This window comes from Tabrizicola sp. TH137, from assembly GCF_002855575.1.
Taxonomy (GTDB): domain Bacteria; phylum Pseudomonadota; class Alphaproteobacteria; order Rhodobacterales; family Rhodobacteraceae; genus Paragemmobacter.
The window spans coordinates 1-2,588 of sequence record NZ_PKRQ01000034.1 but is presented as its reverse complement, the minus strand read 5'-3'; the positions used below and the strand labels follow the sequence as shown (position 1 = coordinate 2,588).

At 60.0% G+C, this 2,588-nt stretch carries 1 protein-coding gene; it reads left to right on the top strand.

The window, feature by feature from the left end; all coding sequences use genetic code 11:
- Window positions 1-1,385 precede the first annotated feature (1,385 nt).
- Window positions 1,386-2,554 (top strand): IS3 family transposase gene (locus tag C0V75_RS22615; protein WP_101923226.1). Its coding sequence is split into 2 segments (ribosomal slippage): window positions 1,386-1,650 and window positions 1,650-2,554, totalling 1,170 coding nucleotides; the frame shifts between segments, so codons are not numbered across the junction.
- Window positions 2,555-2,588 lie beyond the last annotated feature (34 nt).

Below are 2,588 nucleotides of genomic sequence, written 5' to 3'. Positions count from 1 at the left end.
CACGTTCAGTAGTCCCATGTCGATCACTCCGTTGACCCCCTCGCGCTTCGCTCGGGGGAGGGTCACATGGGTCAAATCTCAATGGAAATCTTCGGCCGAACCGGGTCAGCTCTCAGTGGAAATCAACACCCGTCATGCTGTCTGCTTTCGCGTCGTAGCGGCCGCGGGCAGCCAAGACTGGAAGACGGCTCGCAGCATCATTATCGTTGAGACCCCAGTGTACCAAGTTTGCTGTCTGTGGAACGATACACTATGCTTAGGGGGCGTCAACGCGATTCCGACTGGATATCCTTTGTGAAATGGACACCTTTTCTAAGGTTATGAGCTTATTCCTCGGCGCCAAAGGCCACCAGAGTCTTTTTCAGATCAGCCACCGAGAAGTATGACACTTTCGGGTTGTGGCGGATGAGCGTTGGGCCTAGTGTTGCAGTGTCACAAAGTCGCGGTTCCCTCCGCCGTACCTCTGGTCGCAAAATGCTACGCCTCTTTCTCTTCGACCTTGCACGCTTTATTCGTCCGGGCAGGCGCTCCGTATACTTGGGATACGTCCATGGACTTCGCCGGCTACCGGGAGAAGCGCGAACGGATCTCGGTCTAAGCGGTGAACTAATTCTGACCCGCGCCTCCAACGAGACCAGTCGTCACCTTGCAGCCCGCCGGGCGAGGGACAAGCAAAAGCTGCTCGAGGTCCTGTCGACGATCGCGACACGGCGCGGTTTCCCTCCACTGGCATGGGATAAACGCGATGAGTCATGAAGCTTCCCGGACCAACAGTCCTTCTCTGGCGGGCGAAGCAGCGTCGGTCATTCGGTTTCCGATCGCAGGCGAACGTCACCCAGCCAAGCGCAATCCAGACCTCGATCCCACGGAACAAATACGCAGGTACGGCCGTCTGCTGGGCTGGGTGAAGGTCTGGCTGAACCGCTCTCGGATGCGCCGCGATCTTATGGACCTCGCCCTTCGGCAACCGGACTCACTTCTCGACGACGTAGGCTTGACCAGGCAGGTGGCACTCACGGAGGCAAGCAAGTGGTTCTGGATGCCACCTGAACTGTAATGGGTCTACATAGATCCAGGCGGCGCATCGCGTTTTCGAAACACCGCGGTATGCGCCATAGGTTGCTTCGACCGTACTGCTTCTTCCGCACCTCATTCTGGGGAGGGCGGAGTGATCGAAGACGTGTGGGGCGGGACTGACAAAGTCGCGTTAGCCCCTCCCTTCAAGGTCTTCTCGCCGGCTCAACGCCATAAGTAGACATTGCGTCAGCGACGCGGTCCGAAAGGCTTCGGTCGGGCGCCAGTCGGTAGCTCGGCGCGATTGGCCTGCCCCCTGAAAAGTGGTCCTCCCTGAGGTATGGCTTTCGAGCCATTTGGAGGATGCAAGAATGCCCCAGAAGAAGCACAAGCCTGAGGAGATCGTCGCGAAACTCCGGCAGGTCGACGTTTTGGTGTCAAATGGCCAATCAGTGGCCGAAGCTGTGCGCTCGATCAGCGTGACGCAGTTCACCTACTATCGGTGGCGCAAGGAGTTTGGTGGCCTTAAGGCGGACCAAGTGAAGCGGCTGAAGGAGCTGGAGAAAGAGAACGAGCGCCTGCGGAAGGCGGTGTCGGACCTGACGCTCGAGAAGCTCATCTTGGCTGAAGCTGCACGGGGAAACTACTAAGCCCCGCCCGCCGCCGTGCTTGCATCGAGCATGTCAGGCAGACGTTCCGGATCTCGGAACGGTTCGCCTGTCGCGTGCTCGGCCAGCATCGCTCGACACAGCGGAAGATGCCGCAAGGGCGCGCCGACGAAGAAGCCCTGACGGCGGACATCGTCGCGCTCGCCAGCCAGTCTGGTCGCTACGGCTACCGCCGGATTACGGCGCTGCTGCGCGAGGCGGGCTGGGCGGTGAACGTGAAGCGGGTCGAGAGGATCTGGCGGCGGGAGGGGCTGAAAGTTCCGCAAGAGCAACCGAAGAAGGGCCGGCTCTGGCTGAACGACGGGTCGTGCATCCGTCTGCGGCCAGAGCGTCCGAACCATGTCTGGTCCTATGACTTCGTCGAAGCCCGGACCCACGATGGAAGGAAGTTCCGCATGCTCAACCTCATTGACGAGTTCAGCCGGGAGTGCTTGGCAATCCGGATTGACCGGAGGCTGCGATCAACGGACGTGATCGACGTGCTGTCTGATCTGTTCATCCTGCGTGGTGTTCCCGATCACATCAGGTCCGACAACGGCCCGGAGTTCATCGCTACGGCGGTGCGTGAGTGGATCGCCGCCGTCGGCGCAAAGGCCGCCTACATCGAGCCAGGGTCCCCTTGGGAGAACGGCTATTGTGAGAGCTTCAATTCCAAGCTCCGCGACGAGTTGCTCAACGGGGAGATCTTCTACAGCCTAGCCGAGGCAAAGATCATCATCGAAAACTGGCGCCGTCATTACAACACCAAGCGCCCACATTCATCACTGGGGTATCGCCCCCCGGCACCTGAGGTCATCCAGTGGCCGGCTTCGCCACCCGGACCCGCTTCGCCGGCCAACCCAACCGTAGCGCCAAGACCCGTCATGCACTAAGACTGAAACCGGACCACTCGATCGGGGCAGGCCA